This is a genomic window from Camelimonas fluminis (assembly GCF_014656355.1).
Classification (GTDB): Bacteria; Pseudomonadota; Alphaproteobacteria; order Rhizobiales; family Beijerinckiaceae; genus Camelimonas; species Camelimonas fluminis.
On sequence record NZ_BNCG01000038.1, the window covers coordinates 1 to 21,528 of the forward strand.

The 21,528-nt window shown below is 58.9% G+C and carries 25 protein-coding genes and 2 pseudogenes; 23 read left to right on the top strand and 4 right to left on the bottom strand.

Annotated elements, in window-relative coordinates:
- From IE243_RS19620 to IE243_RS19640, 5 genes are all read left to right on the top strand, one after another.
- On the top strand, positions 1 to 2,233 hold a 2,233-nt coding region (locus IE243_RS19620; RefSeq protein ID WP_505661115.1), incomplete at its 5' end, for a helicase-like domain-containing protein.
- 640 nt (positions 2,234 to 2,873) lie between these two features.
- Positions 2,874 to 3,473 carry an ActR/PrrA/RegA family redox response regulator transcription factor gene (locus IE243_RS19625; RefSeq protein WP_280514614.1) on the top strand — a complete coding sequence of 200 codons (600 nt, stop codon included), beginning with the start codon at positions 2,874 to 2,876 and terminating at the stop codon, positions 3,471 to 3,473.
- 164 nt (positions 3,474 to 3,637) lie between these two features.
- A complete protein-coding gene (locus IE243_RS19630; protein WP_191321040.1) occupies positions 3,638 to 4,027 on the top strand; it encodes a hypothetical protein in 390 nt (129 codons plus the stop codon).
- A 129-nt stretch (positions 4,028 to 4,156) separates the two neighbouring features.
- Entirely contained in the window at positions 4,157 to 4,561 is a 405-nt protein-coding gene (locus tag IE243_RS19635) for a hypothetical protein (protein WP_191321041.1), read from the top strand.
- 10 nt (positions 4,562 to 4,571) lie between these two features.
- On the top strand, positions 4,572 to 5,288 hold the full coding sequence (locus IE243_RS19640; protein WP_191321042.1) for a hypothetical protein: 717 nt from the start codon (positions 4,572 to 4,574) through the stop codon (positions 5,286 to 5,288).
- Between the two features lie 39 nt (positions 5,289 to 5,327).
- Here the strand turns inward: IE243_RS19640 and IE243_RS19645 are convergent, their stop codons facing one another.
- Positions 5,328 to 5,582: a hypothetical protein gene (locus IE243_RS19645; RefSeq protein ID WP_191321060.1), complete on the bottom strand. Its 255-nt coding sequence runs from the start codon at positions 5,580 to 5,582 to the stop codon at positions 5,328 to 5,330.
- Here IE243_RS19645 and IE243_RS24015 point away from each other — a divergent pair.
- Both IE243_RS24015 and IE243_RS19655 read left to right on the top strand, forming a co-directional pair.
- Complete coding sequence (locus tag IE243_RS24015) at positions 5,466 to 6,041, top strand: RNA-guided endonuclease InsQ/TnpB family protein (RefSeq protein ID WP_191321043.1); 576 nt, start codon at positions 5,466 to 5,468, stop codon at positions 6,039 to 6,041. The genes IE243_RS19645 and IE243_RS24015 overlap by 117 nt on opposite strands.
- Positions 6,042 to 6,136: 95 nt before the next feature.
- A complete protein-coding gene (locus IE243_RS19655) occupies positions 6,137 to 6,382 on the top strand; it encodes a hypothetical protein (protein WP_191321044.1) in 246 nt (81 codons plus the stop codon).
- Between the two features lie 33 nt (positions 6,383 to 6,415).
- Here IE243_RS19655 and IE243_RS19660 read toward each other — a convergent pair whose 3' ends face one another.
- Together IE243_RS19660 and IE243_RS19665 are read right to left on the bottom strand one after the other, a co-directional pair.
- Complete coding sequence (locus tag IE243_RS19660) at positions 6,416 to 7,423, bottom strand: phosphatase PAP2 family protein (protein ID WP_191321045.1); 1,008 nt, start codon at positions 7,421 to 7,423, stop codon at positions 6,416 to 6,418.
- Positions 7,424 to 7,430: 7 nt separating this feature from the next.
- On the bottom strand, positions 7,431 to 7,946 hold the full coding sequence (locus tag IE243_RS19665) for a hypothetical protein (RefSeq protein WP_191321046.1): 516 nt from the start codon (positions 7,944 to 7,946) through the stop codon (positions 7,431 to 7,433).
- Positions 7,947 to 8,763: 817 nt separating this feature from the next.
- Between IE243_RS19665 and IE243_RS19670 the strand changes: the two genes are divergently transcribed.
- The 11 genes from IE243_RS19670 (at position 8,764) to IE243_RS19720 (ending at position 15,796) form a co-directional block, all read left to right on the top strand.
- Positions 8,764 to 9,066, top strand: a complete 303-nt coding sequence (locus IE243_RS19670; protein ID WP_191321047.1) for a hypothetical protein — start codon at positions 8,764 to 8,766, stop codon at positions 9,064 to 9,066.
- A 134-nt stretch (positions 9,067 to 9,200) separates the two neighbouring features.
- Positions 9,201 to 9,587: a hypothetical protein gene (locus IE243_RS19675; protein WP_191321048.1), complete on the top strand. Its 387-nt coding sequence runs from the start codon at positions 9,201 to 9,203 to the stop codon at positions 9,585 to 9,587.
- A 30-nt stretch (positions 9,588 to 9,617) separates the two neighbouring features.
- On the top strand, positions 9,618 to 9,974 hold the full coding sequence (locus IE243_RS19680; RefSeq protein WP_191321049.1) for a hypothetical protein: 357 nt from the start codon (positions 9,618 to 9,620) through the stop codon (positions 9,972 to 9,974).
- Between the two features lie 255 nt (positions 9,975 to 10,229).
- Positions 10,230 to 10,694, top strand: coding sequence for a hypothetical protein (locus IE243_RS19685; RefSeq protein ID WP_191321050.1), 465 nt, complete (start codon positions 10,230 to 10,232; stop codon positions 10,692 to 10,694).
- 47 nt (positions 10,695 to 10,741) lie between these two features.
- Positions 10,742 to 11,239, top strand: coding sequence for a hypothetical protein (locus IE243_RS19690; protein ID WP_191321051.1), 498 nt, complete (start codon positions 10,742 to 10,744; stop codon positions 11,237 to 11,239).
- Between the two features lie 880 nt (positions 11,240 to 12,119).
- On the top strand, positions 12,120 to 12,404 hold the full coding sequence (locus IE243_RS19695; protein WP_191321052.1) for a hypothetical protein: 285 nt from the start codon (positions 12,120 to 12,122) through the stop codon (positions 12,402 to 12,404).
- A gap of 6 nt (positions 12,405 to 12,410) precedes the next feature.
- A complete protein-coding gene (locus tag IE243_RS19700) occupies positions 12,411 to 12,668 on the top strand; it encodes a hypothetical protein (RefSeq protein ID WP_191321053.1) in 258 nt (85 codons plus the stop codon).
- Between the two features lie 887 nt (positions 12,669 to 13,555).
- Positions 13,556 to 13,987, top strand: a complete 432-nt coding sequence (locus tag IE243_RS19705) for a hypothetical protein (protein ID WP_191321054.1) — start codon at positions 13,556 to 13,558, stop codon at positions 13,985 to 13,987.
- The gene (locus tag IE243_RS19710; RefSeq protein WP_191321055.1) at positions 13,984 to 14,553 is read left to right on the top strand and encodes a hypothetical protein; all 570 of its coding nucleotides are present in this window, start codon (positions 13,984 to 13,986) and stop codon (positions 14,551 to 14,553) included. Before IE243_RS19705 ends, IE243_RS19710 begins: the two co-directional genes overlap by 4 nt.
- Positions 14,554 to 14,572: 19 nt before the next feature.
- Positions 14,573 to 15,118, top strand: coding sequence for a hypothetical protein (locus IE243_RS19715; RefSeq protein WP_191321056.1), 546 nt, complete (start codon positions 14,573 to 14,575; stop codon positions 15,116 to 15,118).
- A gap of 72 nt (positions 15,119 to 15,190) precedes the next feature.
- Positions 15,191 to 15,796 carry a recombinase family protein gene (locus tag IE243_RS19720; RefSeq protein WP_191321057.1) on the top strand — a complete coding sequence of 202 codons (606 nt, stop codon included), beginning with the start codon at positions 15,191 to 15,193 and terminating at the stop codon, positions 15,794 to 15,796.
- A 58-nt stretch (positions 15,797 to 15,854) separates the two neighbouring features.
- Here the strand turns inward: IE243_RS19720 and IE243_RS19725 are convergent, their stop codons facing one another.
- Positions 15,855 to 16,832 (bottom strand): chromate resistance protein ChrB domain-containing protein, encoded by a 978-nt coding sequence (locus tag IE243_RS19725; RefSeq protein ID WP_051796645.1) that lies wholly within the window; start codon positions 16,830 to 16,832, stop codon positions 15,855 to 15,857.
- 96 nt (positions 16,833 to 16,928) lie between these two features.
- On the opposite strand from IE243_RS19725, the gene IE243_RS19730 reads away from it, so the two are divergent.
- The 5 genes and pseudogenes from IE243_RS19730 to IE243_RS19750 form a co-directional block, all read left to right on the top strand.
- Complete coding sequence (locus tag IE243_RS19730) at positions 16,929 to 18,197, top strand: chromate transporter (RefSeq protein WP_191321058.1); 1,269 nt, start codon at positions 16,929 to 16,931, stop codon at positions 18,195 to 18,197.
- 24 nt (positions 18,198 to 18,221) lie between these two features.
- On the top strand, positions 18,222 to 18,677 hold the full coding sequence (locus tag IE243_RS19735; RefSeq protein WP_035227954.1) for a chromate resistance protein ChrB domain-containing protein: 456 nt from the start codon (positions 18,222 to 18,224) through the stop codon (positions 18,675 to 18,677).
- Positions 18,678 to 18,792: 115 nt separating this feature from the next.
- Positions 18,793 to 19,684: pseudogene (locus IE243_RS19740) on the top strand (DUF1259 domain-containing protein).
- 97 nt (positions 19,685 to 19,781) lie between these two features.
- Positions 19,782 to 20,375 (top strand): superoxide dismutase, encoded by a 594-nt coding sequence (locus tag IE243_RS19745; RefSeq protein ID WP_035227957.1) that lies wholly within the window; start codon positions 19,782 to 19,784, stop codon positions 20,373 to 20,375.
- A 74-nt stretch (positions 20,376 to 20,449) separates the two neighbouring features.
- Positions 20,450 to 21,475, top strand: a pseudogene (locus tag IE243_RS19750) (MFS transporter); the annotation flags it as partial.
- Between the last annotated feature and the right edge of the window lie 53 nt (positions 21,476 to 21,528).

A 21,528-nucleotide genomic window follows, 5' to 3' on the forward strand; every position in this document is an offset into this window, starting at 1 on the left:
ATCAGAAGTCAGCCACAAAGGGAATCCGGTGCGATTCATGGCGGTCGAAAAGCGCTCTAGCAAGCGGATCGAAGCACTCGCCACGGCCACCGACGATTTCCTCACCATGGAGGAAATTGGAACCGACCAGATCTATGTGGACGAGGCGCAGGAGTTCCGGAAGCTCAGCTTCACGACTTCGCAGGGCGCGCTGAAGGGGATTGATCCCAACGGATCACAGATGGCCTGGGATCTTTTCTGCAAAGCAGAATACATCCGGATGCGTCGCAAAGAAAAAACTCCTGGCGCCCGCGTTGACCGCGCCCTCAATCTTGCTTCCGGCACCCCCATCACCAACACGCTCGGCGAAATGTTCACGATCCAGCGCTATATGGCTCGTGACGCCCTGGTTGAACGCAACATGATGGAATTTGACGCCTGGGCTGCAACCTTTGGCAACGCCCGCACTGAGCTTGAACTTCAGCCATCAGGGAAATACAAGCCTGTCACGCGGTTCGCCGAATTCGTGAACGTTCCGGAACTGATCACAATGTTCCGCACGTTTGGTGACGTGGTCGATTTGGCCGACCTGAAGCAGTACGTCCAGCTTCCCGTCATGAAGACCGGCCGTCGCCAGATCATCACCGCCCCGCCAAGCGAAAACTTCCGGGCGTACCAGGACTTGTTGGCCAAACGCATCAAACTCATCGAGGAGCGCACCGGTAAGCCGAACAAGGGCGATGACATCCTGCTCAGCGTCATCACCGACGGACGACACGCCGCAATTGACATGCGGCTCGTCGATCCGTGGTCCCGAAATGAGCCCAACAACAAGCTCAACAAGCTGATCGACAACGTTTTTCGCATCCACAATGAAAATGCGGACAACACCTATCTCCAGCCAAACGGCGAGGCCTATGAGCTGCGCGGCGCCACCCAGATGATCTTCTCCGATCTGGGGACACTGGCGGTCGAAGCCACCCGCCAGTTCTCCGCCTACAGGTGGATCAGGGACGAGCTGGTTGCCCGAGGTATTCCATCGGAGCAGATTGCCATCGTACACGACTACAACGGCATGCAGGCCAAGAACCGCCTCTTCGCCGACATGCGCGCCGGCAAAGTCCGCATTACGATCGGCTCGACCAAAAAGATGGGCACCGGTGTCAATGCCCAGAACCGTTTGAAAGCGCTTCACCACCTCGATGTTCCGTGGATCCCCTCCGACATCGAACAGCGGGAAGGGCGCATTGAACGACAGGGCAACCAAAACGAAGAAATCGAGGTCGTCGCCTACGCAACCGAGGGATCCATGGACGCCACCATGTGGCAGACCAACGAGAGAAAGGCCCGGTTCATTGCCGCTGCCCTATCCGGCGACCGGTCTGTCCGCCGCGTAGAAGACCTGGGCGAAGACGCGGTCAACCAGTTCTCAATGGCCAAGGCCATTGCATCCGGCGATCCCCGTCTGATGCAGCGCGCGGGACTGGAGTCGGAAATCAATCGCCTGCAACGACTGCGCGACGCCCACTTCAACGACCGACACACAAACTACATCAGACTCGAAAGAGCCAAGCGCGATATCGTCGCAGGAAAGCAGCATATCCTGTGCCTGACCAACGATATTGCGATCCGCGATGCCTCAGGCCGCCCCCTGGATATTCTCATCGACGGACAGGCCTTCCCAACCGCCAAGGACGCGGGGAGGGCGCTGCGAGCCAAAATGCAGCGGCTCGACAACAGAGCACTTGGGATGTCAAGATCCGAAGCCTCGGGGACCATAGCCACAGCCGGCCAGTTCGAAATCGAATACACCGCCTACCATGTGGCCCGCGAAATCCAATCGGAAACGGTCCTTAAATCACCTAACAGGTCGTATGAACTCCGCATCTGGAGCCAGACCCCTGGCGCCGTCGCCATCGAGCACATCCAACGAGCACTGGCCGGTATCGACGACCACCTTATCGAGGCTCAGCGCCAGCTCAGCTACGCTGAACGGATGGTGAAGGACTACTCCGCATCGCTAACCCAAGCGTTCCCATACGAGGATGAACTTGTCCGCAAGCGCGCCGAACTGGAGCAGATCGACAGCAGTCTGGCTGCCAATCAGGAAGACCAAAATGAACCCGACCCAACGGGCGGTGGAGACAATCCAGGAACGGAGACCCCCGCCGCCAAAAACATCGATGACACGCCACCCATCCGCCAACGGCCCATTTCGAACATCTCGCCATTCATCGGGGCGCTTGCTGCCTGAAACCACCCGCAGTGATCGCAACACTACGCGCTGCCTCCGATCTCCGCCTAACATCCAGTCGATACCCTAGAAGGAACGCGACATTTCCAAACGCGGGACAAAAAAATACAGGGCCAATTCACAATTTTATACCGGGAATTAGCCAGCCCGAGTGGCAGCAAAAAAGCCCACCATCCCGTTCAGGATGGTGGGCCAAGTGACCCGCTCGCGATACGGGCCGCTCGCGTTGTGCCTTCCAGTTGCAGCGAAAAGGGCGCTGCATCTGTCAGGAAGGGGCACGTCGGAAGCGTGTTCTGAAGTTAGTCTTGTGCTTGAGTCTCGTCAATTACGCACAGTTCTTCCGGAAAATAGTCCTGTCACGGCACGCGGGCCCAGAAACGTCATGCAACTCATTGGTCAACCTAAAAGCTCGCCGGCCCCATCACGCACGAATTTGAATGCCGGCGGCGAAAAGAAGGAAAAGTTACCACGCTCACTCACGCAAATGTGCGCCGCATCTCATCGGCCAGACCAAAAACTAATATGATGGTTGCACGCGCATGTTGTGCATGTGCGTGGACTGGGCCTATAAACGGATACCCGATATGGGCGGCTCCGAATTTAATAGCCAATTTTTTGGCGAGCGTTTCAAGGGCACACCATGAACGGAAATGACGATTTCGACCAACCGATGAAGTTGGACGATTTCATCGACAAATCTCTGCTCATCGTCGATGACGATCTCGTCCTGTCGACACGGCTCCTCAGGGCCATGGATAGCCGTGGCTATTCCAGCCTCATTGCCAACACCATTGCAGACGCCCTTGCCGCTGTGGAAACAGCTCCACCAGCCTTTGCAATTGTGGACATGCGCCTTGGCGCCAATGGCAATGGCCTGGATGTCATCCGCAAACTCAGCGAAGTCCGACCCGAAGCAAGGGCAGTCATGCTAACAGGCTACGGCAATATCGCTACCGCGGTCGCCGCGGTAAAAATGGGAGCGTTCGACTATATTCCCAAGCCCGCGACGGCTGACCAAATTCACATGGTTCTCATGGCGTCGCCTGTCAGCGGAAAAGTAGAAGTGCCGGGAACGCCAATGTCGGCCGACCGCGTGCGCTGGGAGCACATCCAGCGCGTGTTTGAGTCCACTGGTCGCAATGTGTCGAAGACCGCCGGGCACCTCAACATGCATCGTCGCACGCTCCAGCGGATCCTCAGCAAGCACGCTCCACGCGAAGGAGCGCTCAAAGGAAACTGAGGCAACGGGAAGCGCCGCTAGCTTCCACAAATTTTTTGATATCGCAGCTTCGAATAATCCAATTTTTCTTCGATTGACGAGGATCCCCTGGTTCGAGGAGATCCGGACATAAATCCCAAGGAATTGGCCGGAACTCACGTTCCGGCTTTTTTTTGGACACCCAAATGCAGAAGCAAACCGACTCAATGCGCCCATCCCCAACCCTGCCTTCGTTCTCCGGCATCGCATCCCTGAAGCCCATCCAGGTCTTCGACCGCCCCCTCGGCGAATTGCTCGAAGAACTCAACCGCGGTGTCCGCGCCGCAGGCGGCGCCTTCGGGGAGTACGACTTCGGTGTTCCCCTGTTTTCCGACCGGAACGCAGCATTCCCGGACTGCAAGCGGATTGCGGTATATCCGATGCCATCTGCAGGAGGCGATGATTTCTATGTGCACGTGGAGGCAGTGCACCATTCATACAATCGCTGCTCGCAGCTTGTTTCTTGCGCAAAAACCGACTCGTGGGAAAGCGCCCTGATAATTGCCGCTATCGGGGCGCGGCTGCTTCAGCACTGAGCATCACTCTTGGCGCGCACCACTCCGATCTGGCATAATTCGCCAGCGACACTTGTGCGCATCAACCTTGTCACACGCTCTCGCTCCACCTCCCTGCGACAAGGGGACCGCGGAGCGGACAGGAAACCAATGCCAGAGTCAGCGTCAAACATCCTGCACGAGATTATAGCCATTGCGGCCAAGTCAGTGTCAGCCATGCGCGGACAGCAGACTGACGTCGGCTCGTTGCTCCCCGACAGCAAAAAAACCGTCCGAGCGCTCAGTTTTATCGACCAGCTCAATGCCGTTGAGTCTGCGGCAGAGCAAGGCGAAAAACGAGGGCATTCGCTCTCCGATCCGCAGGTGACTGCCGCCCTGATGCAGGGAGTATCGCTCGTCCTTACGTATAGCCCGGCACAGATGGACGCCGTGCTCGGACGGCGAGCACATTTCAGACCATGCCACTCGCTGCGAATATCAGTTTCCAGGATTCCCGGAACGGAAAACGTCACGATCAACTGGGCCAGCCTCATCGATCAGACCGTGTTTCCGTAGGAGCGCCGCCGTGGCCAGCATTCAGCTTGTGCACATTCCGATACAAGGCGGGTGGACCGGCGCCACGCATCAGTTCCTGCTGTTCACACGAGACAACGGCGCCATGGAGTTCATCCGTGGCGGCCCCGAACGACAGCCAAAATTTGACCAGCTAGTCAGGCAATCCGCGAGCGGGCCGCAAAATCCTTTCGGATCGATCGTTGTCCATGCGGGACCATATGATGCCCGGACACCCGATTTCCCGGTCAGGGAGACCCAGTTCGGCGCCGTCTTTGACAAGCGACGCTTCGACAACTGGGTCAAGATCGATATCCGGCAGGGCAAGGAACAAGACCTCCAGGAAACCTGGACAGCAATGACCATGACCGCGCGCGGCATAGGAAAACGCAGCATCCCATATTGCCCTCTAGGTCAGAATTCCAACTCCGTGGCCAGTGAATGCCTCCGCCGGCACGGTTTTGCGCACGAGGGCGTAACCGGCATCGTACCATGGGGCCACAAAATTGGCCTAAGGCCATGGTCACCAGGTTCAAACAACCGGTTGCCGGATGACACGCAATTGCCTCCCGACCACCCCGCGCTCAAGGCGGCCCACAAGCAGGCAGAGCCGCTAGCGCTCACACTGGCCGCCCTCCAGGCCGCCGGCCGCCTTGGGCTTCACACCACAAGCTCGCTCACTCCGCAGCATAAACCCTGCCGGCGGCTCGAGGCTGGCCTCGGCGACTGACCTCAACACTCTTCCTGTCGAAATGGGTGATCATTTGGGCTATTCGGATTTTTGTGTGTAATCCAGTTGTTGACCCGCGCAAACAAAGGCGCGACGTTGGATAGAACAATCGGTGAACGGGCTGCCCCATTTTGATCCTGAGTTATCGCTATAAATTGCGGCCAACACGAGCACAGTATGGCGCAGCGCGCTTTGGCGCGATGCAAGCGCGGATCCCGACGCCGGCAGAAGGTGAAGGCAAAATTGGCCCGCCAGCAGCGGAACATAGCCAATTTCCGGGCCAATCACCTTCACCAGGTCTCAGCGGGCATTGCCAACCGGCATGGCTTCATCGCCGTTGAGAAACTCAAGCTTAAAAACATGTCCAGATCGGCGAAAGGCACCATCGCCGAACCTGGGGTGAATATCCGGCCGAAGGCCGGCCTTAACCGGTCGCTGCTTGACGCGGCGCCCCGGCCTCTGATTGCCCTGCTGACCTACAAGGCTGAAAGAGCCGGTGGGATTCTTGTAAAGGTCGATCCCCGGAACACCTCGATCACATGCTCCGCATGTGGCGTCGACGTTCCGAAGACGCTATCGCAGCGGCGCCATGAATGCAGGTGTGGAGCAGTGCTCCAGCGTGATCATAATGCGGCGCTCAATATTCTAGAGCGGGCCTTGAAGGCCCACGGGCGGGGCAGGCCGCCCGGGGACGCTAACGTAGGGCATAAGCCCACGCGTTGTCCCGGAACCACTGTCGCTGCAGCAGCCTGACTGCCGTCGCGATTGGACCAAGAAGGCAGCATGGATTCCACGCTAACTTCCGAATAGCCATCATTTGATCTGCAAACCCCAGAAAGGAAGAATGAATGTCGACATCGTCAGCGCCATATGCTCACGCCGATCACCACGCCGAGCGCACTCAGGCTGCATTTCTCTCCGACAATACGGCATTCGCGATCGCGTTTCTCGCAATCATCGGAATATTCGGTCCGCCGGTTGTGACCCTGAGCCTCGGTCTCCCAAATGTCGCGTTCTGGTACTCGAGCGGAACGATGGTCGTCGCCCTGATCTTTCTCGTGCGCCTCGGATTTGTTCGAGTCCGCGTCGAATAGGCCCAACCAAGGCGACAGGAAGCGTGTAACGGATCAGGTTACGCGAGGCGTACGCATTCTAAAAAATTCCCCCATCGCTTGCCTGATGTGATCCTCATGCATCATGAGCCAGCCGCCCGCATACCAACCCGCAACGCCAACCAAGCCACCAGCCAGAACGTCAACCAGGTAGTGGAGCCCTACGACAGGGATCGAAACCAACATGACGGCGTTGAGCATCAAACCAAACCACCGGACATAGGGCACACCCCAGAACCCATACACCAGCAACACCGCTGAAATTGTATGGAAACTGGGAAAGCAAATCAGCCCCTGCGCACCGTGCAAGTCAATCAACCGCATCTTCCCTTCGCGCATAGCCATGATGTGGTCGACAGCCATGGATCCGCCGGTAACACTGACATTGGGGTAGTCGGCCGGATTGAGGCCCAGATAAACAAGCGGAGTGATCCCCGGCAGCAACGTTCCGACGACGACCGTTGCGACGCCGCAGATCAAATAGGCCAGCAAAAACCGGTTGAGCTCGCGCCGACGCAATGTTGCTCCAAGGAGAACAACAAGCGCAAATGTTTGAAACAGCATCGTCCCATAGGCCCAAGAAAGTGAACGGCTAATTCGAGGGTACTCATTCATCACGGCAACCCAGTAAGCCCAGTCGAACCCAAGTGTCCGGTCGGCTGCGTGGAACCAACTATCCCGCAAGGGGAGGGCAACCGCCGTCCCTGCGTATGAGAGCAAACCGACGCTCACCATAATAACTATCAGCTCGCAAATACCCCTAAGCGCCAGAAGTTCCCGCTCCATCCGGCGCCACCAGCAAAACGCAATTCCCACGAGCAGCGCGATTACAAGACCGCCGAGCGAGACCATACCTTTCCCGTCTGGCCCAATTCCTGTCAGGAAATAGATACCTAGCCCGACCACTGAGACGACGGCAACAACCGCAAGAGCAATCAGACTGGGAGCGGTATCGGACGACAGACGGGGGCGGCTTTCCACCGCCTCCCGAAAATCCGAGAGCACACGGAAACCAATTTTCACAGCAAACTCACATTAAAAATGTACCATCCATCCTTCTTACCATCTGAGCAGTTTGCGAAAAAGCATTCTTCGCGCCCCCAGGACTGAAGGTCTCACAAACGGAAAGGCGGGTTGCAATTCCACCCGGTACACTTCCTGTGGGAAATGCCTGACTCAGGAACTGGATCCGCGCAACCCCATCATAATTTGCGCTAACCGACGAGCCCCCCAAAAAATGAACGACAGCATTCGAAGACAATCCCCGACTGCTCTCAACCAGGCAGCCCTTGCCGACGCGGCAATCGCGTTCGTCCAGGTAACCACGCCCGGGCATACGCGGGCCATGATAGTCGCGGAATTTTTTCGCAATCCCGCATTGCGGGCTACGGCAATGGAATGCGCCCGAACGGTTCTGGAAGCGTTTTTTCACGCCGACGCGGATCAGCGCAACGAGGACCTTCGGAGCATCCTCTGCAAACTGGTCGCCGATCAGCTTGAGGGGGTAGACGCCGCGCGCAGGGAACAGGATGTCGAGTACCTGCACGCAAACCTGGCGCCCTTTAGGCAGTCCCTCTCAGCCACGACCCTTGAACCCGGAAGCACCCCGCACTCGCTTCTTCGCAGTACCCTCGTAACCCTCTTCTGCGAACTCGCAGCTGGTGACGCTGAGATCAACAAAGAGGTGATTGAGAACGACGCCACAATTTTTTGCGAGGCGCTAGCACCTTTCTTGCTGCGCGGTGCTCCATCCCCCGAGTAAACGAACACGGTCGAACTGCCCGGTCTGGACAACCAAAATTTCGTCCAAACCCCAGAAAGTTCGATAGATGAGCACATGTCAATTCCACAGCCGATGTGAGGTTGAATTTCGATATGCTGTTTGCGCCTTGATCCCGTCATTCTTCGCAGCAGGGGCGTTGGCAAGTGCCATTTCCCTTATGGCGCTTGCCTTGGCATCCTTGCTTCCTGACTTCATTCCCATGTCAGTGCCGGGCCTCGCGCTTACCCTTGCCATAGCCCCCGCCGCTATGGCGTTTAGCCTCATCAAGAGCCCTGGCCGTGGGAGTTGGGCGGGCCAGAGCCCGACGCAGATCGCGAAGCGCAGGCGCATCTACATCACCGCGTTTGTGGCCGGCACAATGACGCCGTTCGTATCGAACGTGCTTTTTTAGTTGGGTGAAGGCCGAGCCTTCAGACCGCAGATTTTGCAAGCCTGGCACCCCGCGCCGCCCAGAGGCGGAAATATTTTAGGCCAATTCCACGGGACGAGACTGCGCAAACGAGTAGCAGCCAACCCCAGAAAGAAAGGTCCTCACGGACCTTTCGCAGATGGAGGTAGCCACCGGAAACAGGTAGAGACCATGGACCAGAACGAACAATTCGAGCATAGCGAGCCCACCGGACGGCTGAAGCTGTTTCTCTCTCGATGCGGCTACGTCGCTCTCACTGCGGTTTCTCTGGTACTGATCTACCTGCAGTTCGACCGGATATACGGCGTCGAAAAACTTGCCGGACAGATCGGCTACGTTATCAGCACCGCCATCGGCCTGTTCGTCGTCGGAGCCTACCTCTGGGTTTTCGTGAAAATGTTTGGCCCGCTGTTCCGCCTGCTGCTGTTCGTACTGGGTGGTCTCATCATTCTCTATTACATGGGCCTGCACTAGCCGGCCCAATGGCTCCGCCTCCCACCAGGGAATGCGGAGCCGTCCCTATCGCCAGTGCACAACCAGCACCGCCAAACCCCTGTCATACCCCCCAATAGAGCACCCAATTCACGCCACAACGCCGGAACCATAAGATGCCCGACCAACCGCGCCGCGAACTCATCATTTCCGTGGACGACGCAATTGCTCTTTTCCTGCGCCGCACCCTGCCGTCGGGTCTCGTCCAGGGCTCAAGCTGTACCCCGGGTTCCGTCGCTATTCGCGCAGCTACGGCTTCGGCGACCATGCCGCTCGATGCTGCTGTTCGCAGGCTCGCATCTCCGCAGAAATCAATTGACGGCTTTTTTGCCCATACCACTGCTGGCGATGCCGACGTCCGCGCCGTGTACGGACGCACCCTCGACGAGATCAACACAGCCATCCGTACCCCTGGCCTCGCACGGGAAACACTCTCAGCACTCGACGTGCTCCGTGGCGCGATCACATGGCAGGTCAACACCTCGCAGTCACGCCACCTGTAACGGCACCCCCTCGGACACAGAAAGCAAATTATGCAGCAAATCCCTGACACGGCCGGCGACCCGACGGCGCTTCGCGCAATCAATATTTCTACTGCCCAAATTGAGCATCGGCATGGGATCAACCACTATGTCGGCTTCTCCGACGACGACGTTCGCGACCAGATTGCCGCATATTGCCGTGATTACTGGTCTGACTGGAATAAAGATCCAGCCCCGTCGGACAGAGACGAGTTGATCGAGCGCTACTTCCAACACACCCTCAATGAGGAAGGTTGTGCATTTTCCCGCGAACGCGCCGCCCTCAGCCTCAATCAGTTCCTGGCACTCTCGACGCCAGTAGAAACACCAGACACAGAAAAGACTCCGCACGCAACACCCGGAATGTGAGCATCTCCGTTTAACGGTTTCAAAAACCTCCAGATCAGATCCCGAGCAGCCTCGCCAAAATTTTGGGCTCCGCAAAATAGGGAAAACGCGCCGCGGCGTTGTTTGTTATGGCTATCGCCATTAAACAAGCAACGGGGCACGCGAAGTTCAAAGAGCATACCGACCAAAGGTCCTCACGATGAGCGGCCAAATGTCACCAATTAATGATAGGTCCCGTTTGCCGCAACGGACCGACGGTCCCCCGGAGTGATCTGGATGAACGACAAGAACGCAAACTTTCACCGCCTTGCGCAAAAGCGACTGGAATCCATCAGCGAAGCGGTACGAATTTTCGGGAACCTGTCAAGCAATAACTACGACTGGTCGCCCACCGACGTGCAATCCTACCTGGATCACGTCGGAACGGCCATTCATGAGATGACGGAACGCTTTCACGGCACCAAGCGATGGAAGGATGCCAATCCGGTCATTCCTCTGCCAACCGAAGATCTGCCAGAGGGCGCCGAAGATACCCGCATCCACACCGATGAGCCGCCTCCAGCATCCTCGGTAGCCCTCCCACGATCGCCGGCCAATGCCGACCCCGACGGGCTCCACGACGACATTGCCGGCCTCGAAGAGATGGTTGCAATGCAGAGAAGGGTCATCGAAGACCTGCAGATGAAGCTGAACGCCTACCGTTCGGGTCCTAATACCCGAACCACCTCCACTGCGGCATGAATCGCGCTCTCACCGCTCAGTTTCACCACCAGAGGAGCGCGCTACCAATGAACCACATGGAGCAATACGCCGTCCTGGTGGAAGCCCCCATCACGCCAGCAACTCTCCGGACCCTATCCGACAATCTCGCGACCGATATCAAATATGCAGCTGCCTTCGGCCGCTCCGCAGATGGAAAGCTCAAACGCGCTTGCCGCGCGAGAGAATGGGCCCTCTTGTGTGCTGACGAGATGGAACGAACGGGACTAACCTCCGCACAACACTTCGGCCCCTTCAGCACAACGCTTTTCAGAAAGCACCAAAAGGTCAAGGTCAAGGCTGGCGGCGTCCGCTTCAGCACAAACCCACGGGTCCCATCGGCAGGCGAAATCGTCAGGCGACCATATTATGTGAATTTGTTCGCTGCATATGCCGGCCGCTACGACGGTGGCGGCAAAACACCCTTCATACACCCACAAGTGCATTGGATTGGTACGGGGAACTACTACTATTGGGCCAATCCCAACGACGTCGAGCAAATAGGCGCCCCACCTGTCACCGGGTAATTAGCGGCCCGCCTCTGCCGCTCGCATGCCTAAACGATGCCCGCTTTCTCCAATAGGTTTGCCCTTCCTGTTGAACCCACCGCCACGGGTCTGTGCGCGCCAGGCATCGAACGCCGCGCACGTCAACTGCTGGGAAGAAACCACCACGCGAACTCGCCCCACACATCGCCTGTAAATTCCCCGCATACGCGCCGCCGACAACGGCCTTCAGGAAAAGGGGATCAACAGGCAATCTACGGCACCCCGCGATCACGCGGACGTCCAGTATCCTGATTATGCAGGTAGCGCACACCAGTGGGCTCAGTGAAACATCTCGCCAAGTGCATCCGCAGAAGGTCCCACGACCAAAACCCCATTAAAGAGATGCCCAGATGTGCCAAACTCCATCACCCGAAGCCGCCGCCACTCCAACTCCACTGGATGTCGAAATTGCGCACCGCCTGGCCCAAGGGGCCAGGATGCTATCGCCCCGAGCCATCGACGCAGAGTTCCGCAAACTCGGCTACAGGCTGGACCGCTCCCTTGATTGCCGCAGCACCTCCCGCTACCTCTACAGCGGCCGTACCTATCCATGTTGCACCACAGGCGTACGAGAAGCTGATACCGGCTTGTCCGCCTTCAACTGCGACGCAAGACGGGACGCAAATTTCAGGGCAATGCAGGAGCTTCGCGGAAGCGTCTTCGCCGTAAGCCGCGGCGCTATCCTTGAGCCCTGACTACCACCTGAACGACAGGAATGAGCGCTAACGCGCCACACCATTCCCGCCAGCGCCGGTGTACTTCACTCCCCCAAAAACTGCCGCCCCTTCCTCACTGGATGAAGCACCCAGCCCACCGTCAGCGGGCTCCTCACTTAGATCCCGATAGCCGAGAAGTTTCCATGCCCACATCGCCTTCAGCCCAAGCGCTCACCATGCGCAATGACGCAGACCCTTCGGCCATAACCCACGCCTACCAGATCACGGCCTCCGGTCACTCCACAACGCCGGATCACCTGGTGCGAGTAACCGAATTTCAGCAGGGCGACAACCGATGGCAAATCCAGGTCTACAATGAGGAGGGAAGCCTCGTGATTGCCGACTACTTTCCTACCGAAACGGACGCCTTGAGATGGGCCGTCTCCGAAGCCCTCGACCTGGCGTCCCACAAGGACCAGAAAGCCTGAGAACCAATGTCACCCTACCTCTCACGAATATACCGAAGCGCAGGAGCCGTCCTGAAGCCAAGCCGCGCCCGCATGGACCACTTACATAGAGCAGGCCACATTGATGCAAATGCCGCGCGCGACAGCGTGCGCAACGACCTCGACAACGGCGCCGATCCCAAGGAGCTTTACGCAACCGAGACTGACCAACAGCGCAAAGTTATCCTGATCGGCGTTTTGCGCAGGGGACGCGACGCCCTCGAGCATTTTCCACGGAAAGGCTAACCGATGGCGCGCCATTCCCGGCCGGAGCAAGCTGTCATGCGGGTGATTTCGGAATGGTCATCACCCCACGAGGTCCAAAACCGGACGCGTGGGCAATTCAGCCCTCATTCCTATGGAATTGTCGAAGCGACACTAAAAAACTTGGTTGCGAAGGGGCTCGCAAAGTACGGCGCTTCCCAAAATACATATCGGCTTACGCCCGCAGGCAGCGCTGAGGTGTCGCAAGCACCCAACCATCTCGACAGCGATGATCCCATCTCCGCAGCCTTGAGACTGGCTCGATCCTTCATTGCCGCACCGCTAAATGTGCCCCGGAGCCTCCGCACCATCCTTAGCCTGCTGGGCGCCGAGCGACATCCAATGCCTCGCCACCTCTAACGGAGAAACGCTGCAATGGCCCGCTACGCCTTTTTCGCTGATCTTTCCGACGGCACAATCCTTGATTGGCGGGACACACTCGTCAAAGGAAAGGTCCAGGCAGCCCGTGGAATTTCAGCCGGCAGCCCACGCGATATCAAAGGATACGACAGCGTCCGCGGCTGGGTGAAAATCACTCGGAAAATCGAGCTGAAGGCCAACCCTTCCAGACACGATTGCGATTCCCGGTGCTTCAATGCAACCGGTCGCACCATGCAATGCGAATGCTCTTGCGGTGGGAAGAACCACGGACGCGGGTCACTCAAGTGCGATCCAGCTTCCTGACCCAGCGGCGTGACCGCTTCGAAATTAAAATTAATTTTAAGCTGAATTATTGGCTTGCCGTTGCGCCAGCTCCCGCGCTAAACCCACGCCACAAATGATAAAAGCGACCTCGCATCGTGCCGGTGGACAACGTCCGCCGCCATTCGCATGCGTGGGCTCATGCTCGCCGCAACATCGGAAGCCAGATGCACTCGACCGACACCCCCCTCATGGACGCGCTCGACAATCTTCTGATTGAACACCGATTAGGCGCCATCACCGGCGAAACCCTCATCGCAACCTCACAAGGCGTCGGCGTGCTCACAATTGCCCATGTCGAGCGCGCGGTAATTGCCCGACGGATCGGCCAAACCGATCAAATCCTCGCTGCAATGGAGCCATTCACAGCCCTCCTTGCAGCCCTCAAGAGAGGGGAAGTTTCGACCAAGTCCGAAGACGCAAGCCCCGTTGCTGTTCTCATCAACGACGACGCTGGCAACGCGATGTTTACAACATCGGACCTCGAACAGATCCTCGAAGCGCAGTCAAGGCGTGCGACAATCTCCCCGCTCATGCCTGGTCCCTGTTCCTCAATAGACAGGAACCACGCCCGGCAACACCAAAGCGATACTCAATGACCGTTGTTCCGTCCGGATACGTTCTGAAAGACTTCGAGCTCTATGAGACAGAGACTTGGGCTACGCACCGTCTTGCGGACTTCCTGAAACTTGATACACACCGCGTCATCTGGGAGCCAAGTGCCGGAAACCACAAGATCGCCGATGTATTTGTCTCAGCAGGCCATCGGGTTATCACCAGTGACATCACAATTCACAACCGTCCGCATCACTTCATCTCAGACTTCTTTGGGGATATCAGACTTCCCCATTTTGACGACCTCATCTCCAACCCACCATACGGGAAACAGAACATACTCGCGGCCCGCTACGCGAGGCTGGCGATCTCAAGATGCAGCGGATGGATCGCCCTACTGTTAACCGCCAAATTTGACTTCGGGAGTACTCGAGGCGACCTCTTCCGCTACAACCCACGTTTTTTTGCGAAAATCACACTAACCGACCGCATCAAATGGTTCGAGGGGCCATCAACCGGCACCGAAGATCACGCTTGGTACATCTGGGCGCCGACAAGCCACGGCCAGCAAACTTTCGCACAAATCCACTACGCTGGGAGAGACCGATAACCCCAAAAAGGAAGACGCTATGAGCCTCGCGACACGTATTGCAAGCTTTGTTCGCTCAACGATCCGGGCTCATCAGCAGAATAACGATCCGCTAACTGCTGCCCTTACCGCGACGCAAGCCATCTGCCGGGTCTTTCACCCCGTCCAACTAACCTCCGGCGATATACAGAAACTGCTTTACCTCTGTGAAATGCGCGAGCTCGCAGCGACCAACGGCGCCAGCACCCTGATCGGATCGCTCCAGTTCCACGCCACAGACATGGGACCCCAGTGTAAGGCGCTCCAGCGCCACATCGCAGCGCGCAACCGCCACGCGGTCACTTACCTCGGTGAGTTCGAAAACTATCCATTCCCCGAACCCACCGCCTTCCGCCTCAGAAAAAGGCCCTGTCGGCTCGAAGCTGGGATTTTGGCCAAGTTGAAGAACGAACCTAGAACGCCAGTTATCGGCAGGGCAATCTGCATGCGACCATGGGGTCGCTTGGTCTTGTGTCCGCAAGAGGATCGGTCAACGGACACGCTTTCCGCTCCATCTCGAAAAGCCGAAAACCCTTGCTGCGCCTGATAAGCGTTTGTCTCATATGAATGGTACTATATTTCTTGCATTGAAGGAGCCCCTTACGTTACAGATTCGGGCATGATGAACGCTCTCATCGGCTACGCCCGCTGCTCGACCGATAAGCAGGACCTCGCGGCACAGGAAGACGCCTTGCTGAAGCTCGGCGTGGCTGCTGATCGCATTTACACCGATCGCGGCTTTACCGGCACAAACCGGGCCAGGCCGGGCCTGGATCAGGCGCTCGCGGCGGTGCGCAGCGGCGACACACTGGTGGTGCCCAAGCTCGACCGGCTTGCCCGCTCCGTGCCGGACGCCCGAGCAATAGGGGATGAACTTTCAGGTCGGGGAGTCAAATTGCAGATCGGGGGGAGCGTCCATGATCCAACCGATCCGATGGGCAAGCTGTTTTTCAACATCCTCGCCACCTTTGCTGAATTCGAGGCCGACCTCATCAAAATGCGAACGCGCGAGGGCATGGCGGTCGCGCGCGCCAAGGGAAAGCTGCGGGGCAAAAAGCCGAAGCTTTCCGATCGTCAGCAGAAGGAGTTACGCCGCATGTACGACACTGGCGACTATTCGATCAGCGACCTTGCCGAGGTTTTCTCGATCTCACGACCGACTGTGTATCGGACGCTCATGCGTCATGCTTCGGCGAATGGGGTTCGTGATCAGGCGCAGTGCTAAGCTGGATGATTGGGCTTCGTTACTTTCGAGCCCGTTCTGAGTCCATCCCTGCGTCTCATCAGCGCTGCTTGCGGAAATACTGGTAGAGATTGTTGAAGACCGGAGCGCCCTGAGCGATGCGTTCCTCGTCGTCCGCATGAGCCATGGCGATGCCGGCGATCAGCCCAGCAATGCCCATGGCTTCCTCGCGGCCGAACTTGCCGTCCTTCAGGTCGATGTCGTGAACGATCTCGGCGATCGCCTGCAGTGCCGGGTCGTCGAGACCGGCGCGGGCAAGCAGCACCTCGAAACTGCAGCGGTCGCCCTCATGGGTGATTTCGCCTTCGAACATGTCGAAGCGCAGTTCCCCCGGCTTCGGGATATAGCCCTTGCCCGGCACGAAGCGGATGACAGCATCCGGGTCGATGAAACGGCGTATCAGCCAGCTACAGGCGATGCGGTCGATAAAGACGCCCTTGCGCGTAACCCAAACCCGTCCCTTGAGGTCTCGTATGTGCGCGGCCTCCGGCTGCTTCTCAATCATGTCTTTATCCTCCACCAGGCGCGCTTCGAGTTCCGCGATGGCGCCTTCGACCGACAGGCGGCCGCTTGCCCCGAAAAAGTCGATCGCCGCGAGGTCGGCAAGCCGCTTGCGCAGCCGGCCGAGCTGGCTACGCGCCTCGGCCGCATCCACCTCTGGCTGATCGAGCTTTGCCACGAGCGCTCGCGCGTCCCTGGCGATCTCGTCGTAGTCGGCGTCGCGCGCCGCATCGAACAACGCCCGCACCTGGTCGTCCGAAAAGCCGTCGATCAGACGCGCCTCGCAGACGATGGCTTCGCCACCGCCCTCGACGATCTCTTTCAGGAGCCACGCGAAGTCCTCCTGCGTCTCGGCGGTCGCAGGCAGCGCGTAGACGGTGCTCTTGACCGCGACTGCCCCGATGCCCTGCAGCCGCCGCCAGACCTTCACCCGGAAGTAGGCCGGCTTGGTCGGGATCTGATGAATCAGAAGAAGCCACTTCGCTGCGGATTGGCTCGAAATTACGTCATTTTCCATATTGATACCGTATCATTAGGACCATACAATGCAACAAGTGTATCAATTCGATTGACCAATTGAAGGTTTTCCTTATCCGAAGAGGCCTATTTCTACATGACTCAGACGCCCGACCTTGCCGGTAGCAATGCTTCTGATCAGCAAGAGCTAACTGTGCCCACCCTATCGCAATGGCAGATTTTCGTGCGCTTCCTGCGCTTTGGCCTCCTCGCATGGGGTGGACCTGTCGCGCAGATTGCGATGATCCGGCGAGAACTCGTGGATGAGGAGCGCTGGATCTCCAGCGGTCGGTTCAATCGCCTCCTTGCTGTCTATCAGGTGCTGCCGGGGCCTGAGGCGCACGAGTTGTGCGTTCATATAGGCATGCTTCCGGGCGGGCGTATGGGCGGCTTCCTTGCGGGACTCGGCTTCATGCTGCCGGGCTTCCTCCTGATGTTCGCTTTGTCGTGGCTCTATTTCACGATCGACATCACGCAATCGGCTTTAGGCCCAATCTTCCTTGGCGTTCAGGTTGCAGTGATCGCGCTGATCGTGCGCGCTGTCCATAGAATTGGGGGGCACGTTCTCCTCGACAAATGGCTCTGGGGCATCGGGATCGTGAGCGGTGCCGCAGCATTTCTCGGAGCGAGCTTCTGGATCACGCTTCCAGCAGCAGGGTTGGTCTACGCCTTCGCCGTGCGAAAACAGCATGCACTTGCGGCCCTCACCTTGGTAGCCGCCACCGTGCTCACTGTCCTGGTCGGGCCAGAGAGTGCAACAGGCCTGCTCGACAGCGCCCAGCAAAGCACAGCGCTCTCCGATGGATCGATCGCGCAGGACGCGTCGCTGGTGGGACTGTTTCTCTCTGGCCTCAAGGCCGGTCTCCTGACCTTTGGGGGAGCCTACACCGTCATTCCGTTCTTGCGCGACGACGCGGTGGGAAACGGCTGGATGACGGACGCCCAATTCCTCGACGGTCTCGCCCTGTCTGGAATCCTGCCCGCACCGCTCATCATCTTCTCCACCTTCGTCGGTTATTTTGGGGGCGGTCCGCTCGGCGCCATCGCCATGACGATCGGGATTTTCCTTCCAGCCTTCGGCTTTTCGCTGCTCTTCCATGAACGTCTGGAGAGCTTGGTCGAGAACAAGACGCTACACAGCTTCCTGGAAGGCGTATCCGCAGGCGTTGTGGGTCTGATCGCCGCGACGACGGTCGAACTCGCGCTTGTCGTCGTCGACCGGCTACCGTCGTTGCTTCTCGGCGGGGTGATCTTCGCGCTCGCTCTGGCCGTCCTCTATCTCTGGAAATCCAGGGTGAACGTCGTTCTGGCCGTTGTCGGAGCCGGCTTTCTGGGCTGGCTCGGCTTCGGCCTCCTCCTTGGATAATACGCAACACGAAGGAGAGATCGCATGAAATGGATTACACGGGAACGTCCGGTCATCGACCGTATCGCCTGCCCCTGGCTTGTTGCTCGGTTCATCGACAAGGAGCCTGAATTTCTGTTCGTGCCGCCGGACCGGGTGGTCGCCGCCGCCGAGGAGACCGGCGCCATCCCCTATGACGTTCCGGGCGTCGAACTCACCCATGTCGGGGACGGCTGCAGTTTCGACGCCTTCGTCGCGAAATACGACCTAGACCGCGATCCGGCGATCAAAACCATCGCCGCCATCGTGCGCGGCGCCGATACCGACCGCCACGATCTCACGCCGCAATCGGCCGGGCTGCTGGCCATTTCGATGGGGCTGCGGGACCTCACGCCCGACGATCAAGAGGTCCTGAAGCACGGCTTCGTGATCTATGACGCCCTTTATGCCTGGGCGTCCCAACGTCAGGCGGAAACCCATAACTGGCCACCCGCTGCATGAACACTATCGACCGGCCGGATGTCAGGCGGCTTTCGACGCTGCGTGACAATCCGGCCCGGTATTCCAGGAGAGGCGGCTGATCGAGGCGGGGAGGCGCCAACAGAGGAGTTAGGCAATGAAGAAAATGATCTTCACGGCGTTGATCGCCGCGATCTCGCTCGCAACACCGGCTCTTGCCGATCCCGACTGGCAGGCAGTCGGAAAGGCGCTCGGCAAGGAGGGCACTGTTCAGCCGGACGGTATCTATCGGGTGGGACTGCCCCGCTCAGACCTCAAAGTCCTGCTGGACGGTGTCGAGATCAAACCGGCGCTGGCGCTCGGCACCTGGCTCGCCTTTCAGCCCATGGGCGACACGGAGGCAATGGTGATGGGCGACCTGGTGCTCACGCACGAAGAGATTAACCCTGTGATGAAGGTGCTGGCCAAGCACGGGATCGAGGTCACTGCACTTCACAATCACCTGCTGCGCTCCGAGCCGGCAACGATGTACATGCACGTGAGCGGGCACGGCGATCCGGTGAAGCTCGCCGCCGCCCTTCATGCCGGCTTGGTGGAGAGCAAGACGCCGCTCTCCACCGCTTCGGCTGGCGCGACGCCTGCCCCGGCGGCGATCGACCTCGACACTTCAAGCATCGATCAAACGCTGGGCCATAAGGGTAAGATCAATGGCGGCGTCTATCAGGTCAGCATCCCGCGGGCGGAGCCGATCAAGGACGGCGGCATGGAGGTTCCCGAAACCATGGGCTCGGCGATCGCCATCAACTTCCAGCCGACCGGAAAACGGCAAGGCCGCGATCACCGGCGACTTCGTGCTGATCGCGGCAGAGGTCAATCCGGTTCTGCGGGCACTGCGCGAGAACGGAATCGAGGTGACCGCCCTGCACAACCACATGCTCGATGACGAGCCCCGCCTGTTCTTCATGCACTTCTGGGCCAATGACGACGCGGAAAAGCTGGCGCAAGGGCTGAGGAGCGCACTCGACAAGGTTCGCGTCGCAAAACGCTGAGGAGACGCCCGAGCTTACGGCGACAGCCCTATCACGACAGGACGGAGGCTCGGAGTGAGCCCCTGGATCAAACCTACTTTGAATGGGAGATGGAACAATGCCCTTCAGCATCAAACCGCTCGGCTGCGATCCGGCGCGCATCAAAGGCATGTCGGAACGCCTCATCATCAGCCATTACGAGAACAACTACAGCGGCGCGGTCAAACGCCTGAACCTCATCGAGGAGCAGCTCGCCGAGCTCGACTACGCATCCGCGCCCGGCTTTGTCGTCAATGGACTGAAGCGCGAGCAGCTCGTCGCGATGAATTCGATGATCCTGCACGAGCTGTTCTTCGATGGCTTGGGCGATCAATGCGAGCCGGGAACGACACTGGCAGACGCGCTGGCCCGCGATTTCGGCTCCTATGAGCGCTGGCGCAGCGAGTTCGTTGCCATGAGCAAAGCGCTTGGCGGCGGCTCCGGCTGGGTCCTGCTCACCTGGTCGCCGCGCGACCGCAAGCTTGTCAATCAATGGGCATCCGACCATTGCCACACACTGGCCGGCGGCGCGCCGATTCTGGCGCTCGACATGTATGAGCATTCCTACCACATCGACTTCGGCGCCAGCGCGGCGAACTATGTCGACACGTTCATGGCGGCGATCCGGTGGGAAAATGCGGATCGTCTGGTTCTCGAAGCGCAAAGCCGATAGCGGAACGGGTTTGAAGGGGCGTGCCACAGAGGGTGGAGGTGCGTTCCCGTTTATGGGATTGGCGGCCTGAGGAGGTGCACGAAAGGCAGAAACTCGGCACCAGACCTGCGCCGGAGATCCGACCCGCGACCTATCTCTTCGCGGCGCGCGCCTTGCGCGACTTCGGTGATGGCTTCGTGGCGATCCTGTTGCCGGTTTACCTGCTCGCGCTGGGATTTTCGCCGCTGCAGATCGGGATCATCGCGACGGCATCGCTGTTTGGCTCCGCGCTCCTGACGATCGCGGTTGGGCTTCTCGGCGTGTGGCGCGATCTCCGCCAGCTGCTGCTTGCCGCGACCGGTCTGATGATCGCCACCGGCATCGCCATGGCGATGGTCCACGAATACGCGTTGCTGTTGGTGATTGCCTTTGTCGGCACGATCAATCCTTCGGCGGGCAGCGTGAGCGTGTTCGTGCCGCTGGAGCACGCCGCGCTCACCCGTGAAGTGACCGACGCTGAGCGGACGAAGATGTTCGCGCGCTATAGCCTCGTCGGGGTGCTCGCAAGCGCCGTCGGCGCGCTGGCGGCAGCTATGCCCGACTTCATGGGCACCCTGGGCCTCGACAGGCTGACCGCCATCAAGCTGATGTTCGTGCTCTACGCCCTGGTCGGCGTGATTGGTGGTCTTCTTTATGCCCGCATACCGCGACGACGCCGCGCAATCGGGCCTGAAGAGGCGTCGGCGCTCGGGCCGTCGCGTGCCATCGTCTTCAAGCTTGCTGCCCTGTTCAGCCTCGATGCCTTCGCCGGCGGCTTCGTCGTCCAGTCCCTGCTCGCCCTGTGGCTGTTCGAGCGATTCGATCTGTCGCTTGCGGCGGCGGGCATGTTCTTCTTCTGGTCCGGCGTGCTGTCGGCGTTCTCGTTTCCCGTCGCAGCCTGGCTGTCGCGGCACATCGGGCTCATCAATACCATGGTGTTCACCCACATTCCGTCCAGCATCTTGCTGATGATGGCGGCCTTCGCGCCCACGTTGCCCCTGGCGCTCGCCTTGCTGCTGATCCGGGCCGCCCTCTCGCAGATGGACGTGCCGACGCGCTCGTCCTACGTGATGGCCTGCGTGTTCCACGGGATGGTGGGCACTGATTCCACCGGATGATGGGCGCGCGTTCCACG